The organism is bacterium, from assembly GCA_040753085.1.
In the GTDB taxonomy this organism is placed as follows: Bacteria; UBA9089; JASEGY01; order JASEGY01; family JASEGY01; genus JASEGY01.
The window spans coordinates 1-4,066 of record JBFMHI010000204.1; the positions used below are offsets into that span (position 1 = coordinate 1).

Annotated in this window: 2 protein-coding genes; both read left to right on the forward strand. The window is 49.9% G+C overall.

All coding sequences use genetic code 11. The annotated features are described in order from the left end of the window. Window positions 1-235: 235 nt before the first annotated feature. Window positions 236-1,465, forward strand: a complete 1,230-nt coding sequence (locus AB1797_13445; GenBank protein MEW5768591.1) for a hypothetical protein — start codon at window positions 236-238, stop codon at window positions 1,463-1,465. A gap of 123 nt (window positions 1,466-1,588) precedes the next feature. Continuing rightward, complete coding sequence (locus AB1797_13450; protein MEW5768592.1) at window positions 1,589-3,943, forward strand: endonuclease MutS2; 2,355 nt, start codon at window positions 1,589-1,591, stop codon at window positions 3,941-3,943. The last annotated feature ends 123 nt before the right edge of the window (window positions 3,944-4,066 follow it).

Sequence of the window (4,066 nt, forward strand, 5' to 3'; positions counted from 1 at the left end):
AATCATTATGGTGAGGTGACAATCTCTTTTCTTAATTAAAGCTTCTATTAGATAAAGCTATCTTTCAAAAAGCCTTGTTGGCCCAATAGCACAAAACCTTTTCTGGAAGTGCGGAATGCAAGTCTAAAATCATTCTCCGTGTCTCAGTGTCTCTATGGTGAACGATTACCTTTTTTCTTGACTTAACCAATTTTACCTGCTATATTCAGAATCGGTGAACAAACAGGCTTGGCGTATGTTACTTAATTCTCCGACCGTTGCTATTCTGAATTCTCGTAAGCCACGAAGGGTAAGTCCATCCGATCGGTGGATTAGCACGACCATCGCCCTGACAGAAGAAGCAGTGCGTCGCGGCCTTACCATTGTTTCCAGTCTGGGGATGCTTACCTATGATCTGGTTACTTTTATGGCCACTCGACTGGGGAGTCCTACCATCATCGTTCTGGACAGCTTACTGCCTGATCTGTTGCCTCCGGATAAACAGGCGGAATTTCAGGAAAAATTCGCCGGCTTGTTCGATCCGGAAAAGACTACCTTTGTTTCACCCTTTCAACCTGAAAGGAAGATACCAAACCGGTCCGGGCGGACATTGGAACGTGATCGCCGGGTAGTTTCCTTAGCCTGCCGGGTGTGGGTAGGGGAAATCCGTGCCGGTGGTAATATGGAGAAATTAGCCCGGACTGCCCTGAAGAAAGGTCGCCGCGTCCAGGTCTTCTGCCCCTCTGTTTTTGATAAGTTCACCAGCGGCAACCAGGCACTGCTATCCCTGGGAGCAGAAGAGATAAAGCCTGGTAATTTGGTGATGAGGCAGTCGCCCTGTCAGTTAAATAAGCCGCAGAGATGTCCGGCGGCGGCTAATACCCTTTTAATTGGGCCACCCTTCAGACTCTCCGAATATCTCTTTCACTACACCCGCTCCTGTTACGGCCCCTGGCCAGGACAGAGCTGGGCTGACTACATTGGCTCATTGGTAGCCGGGGATACGGGGGCAGCCCACACTGGCTTCGACACCTTATGCCGGATTCTAAGCGAGCGCCTTATTCGGGCCAGCCATCGTTTAGTTCGTGGGAACGTGCCGGTTGTTTCCTTTAGCGCCTGTTTACCGACCCATCTGGCTAATATCCGCAAATGGAATCCCGCCTTGATCCGCTGGACCTTTGAGCCTTATGCCGTGGCTATCCGCAAGGCAACTCTGGATGAGATGGGCGCCCTTCCCGTAATCTATGGCCCCGAAGCTAAATTCCAGCAACTTCTGGAAATAGAACGAGTTAGATTTCAACTCCATGCTCCACCCAAAACCGATTGGTCGTCTGAAAAAGAATGGAGAATAACCGGAGACATCGATCTCTCTCACCTATCGCCAGAAGACCTCCTCGTAGTAGTTTCTACCGAACATGAAGCCTTATCTATTCAGGAAAAGTTCTCCCTGCCGGTGATTAATCTAAGTGCAGCAAGAAATTGCTGATACCGCCAACGGCTGCCCCGAACTCGAAACTTATGAGTGGCCCAAACGATGAATAAGGCCGACCTTAGTTTCCCATAAATACTTCTTGACAAAAGAGAATAGGCGGAGTATCTTAAGGATGAGATGGATGCCCACGCCATAAAGATTCTGGAATTTGATAAGATCAGAGAAATGGTCAGGGAAAGATCTGTCTCGGTGGTGGGTAAAAACCTGACTGTCTGGCTTAAACCTGAGACTGACCTGGAATTAATCAGAAGAAAACTGCAGGAGACCACCGAAGCCAAAAGTATCCTCCAAAGGGGTGAAACCATACCCCTTTTCCCCTTAGATGACCTTCGACCCCAAATAAAACGGGCCTCTCTGGGAGGGTATCTGTCGCCGGCCGAATTGCTCAAAATCAGGGAAACAATCATCTCAGGCGCCCGGCTCAGCCGGTTTCTGATTAATAAGGAAGGTGTTCCCCTCTTAACCTCAATAGCGGCCCAAATTCCCTGGCTTGAGGAGATTGAAAAGGCCATTGACGCCTGTATCGATGAAAAGGAAGAAGTTAGAGACAAGGCCAGCCCGGAACTGGCCGGCCTACGGGCCAGGATCAGACAACTTCACGCCGCTATCTCCAACCGAATAAAAGGTCTTCTTCTCTCCCCGGAATACCAGCCTATGATCCAGGACCGACTGGTGGTCCTCAGGCAAGACCGCTATTGTGTCCCTGTTAAAGCCGAATGGGGACCAAGGTTTAAGGGATTGATCCTTGACCGGTCTTCCAGCGGCGCCACCCTCTTCGGAGAACCGGCCCCGGTAGTGCCCCTGAATAATGAACTGGTGGAAAAGAAGGCGGCGGAAAAAAGGGAGGTGGTCAAAATCCTGACTGCTTTAAGCCACCAGGTGGGTCAAGAGGCGGAAAACATAAAGGCTCTCCTGGTCAACGTGGGCATAATAGACTTCATTACAGCCCGGGCTCGATTGAGTCTTGATCTGGAGGCCACCGAACCCGAACTGAATTCGGAAGGTTCCCTGAATCTTATCGGCGCCAGGCATCCCCTTTTAGATAAGCGGGCGGTGCCGATAGATGTCTCCCTGGGAGATGGTTTTACCACCCTGGTCATCACCGGCCCCAACACCGGAGGAAAAACAGTCTCCCTGAAAACAATCGGCCTCTTTACCTTAATGGCTCAGGCTGGACTCCACATCCCGTCTAAAGAGGGAAGCAGAATAGCTATCTTTAAAGATGTCTTTGCTGACATTGGCGATGAACAGGCTATCGAACAGAATCTTTCCACCTTTTCTTCCCATATAAAACAGATAATCAGAATTATCAGGCAGGCCGGGCCTGATTGCCTTGTCCTTATCGATGAGATCGGAACCGGCACTGATCCCAGCGAAGGGGCCAGTCTGGCTCAAGCTATCCTGCAGCATCTGCATGATAAATCCGCTCGAACCGTAGTTACCACCCATTCTAACGAGATTAAACGGTTTGCCTATCTTAAGGACGGTATGGAAAACGCCTGCTGCCAGTTTGATCAGGCTACCCTGAAACCTACTTATAAACTGGCCATTGGATTTTCAGGAGAAAGCAATGCCTTTGCCATCGCGGCCAGGTTAGGACTGCCCAAAAGAATTATTGCTATGGCCAGGTCTTTGATAGCTACAAGTCAATCAAAGGTGAGCTCCCTGCTTTCTAAATTATCTAGGGATTATCAAGCGGCGGCTGAAGAAAAGAGGGTCGCTTCCCTGCTCAGAGAAGAAGCAGCCCGGCTGAAGGATGAATATGCGGCCAGGCAGCTTGAGATAAAACAAAAAAGAGCCGAGATTATCAATGAAGCCCAGCGGGAAGCCAGGCTTACCATCTACCAGGCTGAAAAAGAAGCTAAAGAAATCCTGGCTCAACTGAAAAAAAGTAAAGGGGATGAAAAGGCCTATTTAGAAGCCAGACAACGATTGACGGAGTTGTCCAGGGAACTTAAAGCCGAAGAAAAACAAGGGGAAGGGGCAGCCTTTTCCTGCGGGGACTTTGCCCTGGGGGATGAGGTTTTGGTAGGGAGCCTGGAGGCGAGAGGAGTAATTGTGGAAGGGCCGGATGACGGTCTCTTTACTATCCAGGCTGGCGGACTTAAGCTAAGAGTCCCTCCCTCTGATCTGAAATTGACCGGGGCTAAAAAAATGGTCCCCACCGTTCCCCCTGCCGAGGCTATATCTACTCCCCCTGAAGTCCCTGATCGACTTTACCTGCTTGGGCTAAGCCGGGACGAAGCCTTAATCAAGATAGAGGGCTATCTCTCTGAGGCTGCCGCCGCTAATCTTTCTCAGGTTTATCTCATCCACGGCAAGGGAGCGGGGATACTCAGATCGGCTATTCATCGTTACCTGGCCCATCATCTCCAAATAGATTCCTTCAGGCTGGCAGACCCGGCCGAGGGAGGAAGCGGGGTAACTCAGGTAAAAATTCGGATGACGGATGGTAAGATGTTCAATCCGTAACTACTCAAAACTAAGTTAAGCAGTTAGTTGGGAGATAAAGCAAAATTCCCTCTCCCTTGATGGGAGAGGGATAGGGTGAGGGTGAAATTGGCGGGCAATATTATTACTCTTGCTAAAAACCTT

Coding starts and splice junctions, on each gene's coding strand:
- AB1797_13445 (MEW5768591.1), top strand. CDS start 236: ATGTTACTTAATTCTCCGACCGTTGCTATTCTGAATTCTCGTAAGCCA.
- AB1797_13450 (MEW5768592.1), top strand. CDS start 1,589: ATGGATGCCCACGCCATAAAGATTCTGGAATTTGATAAGATCAGAGAA.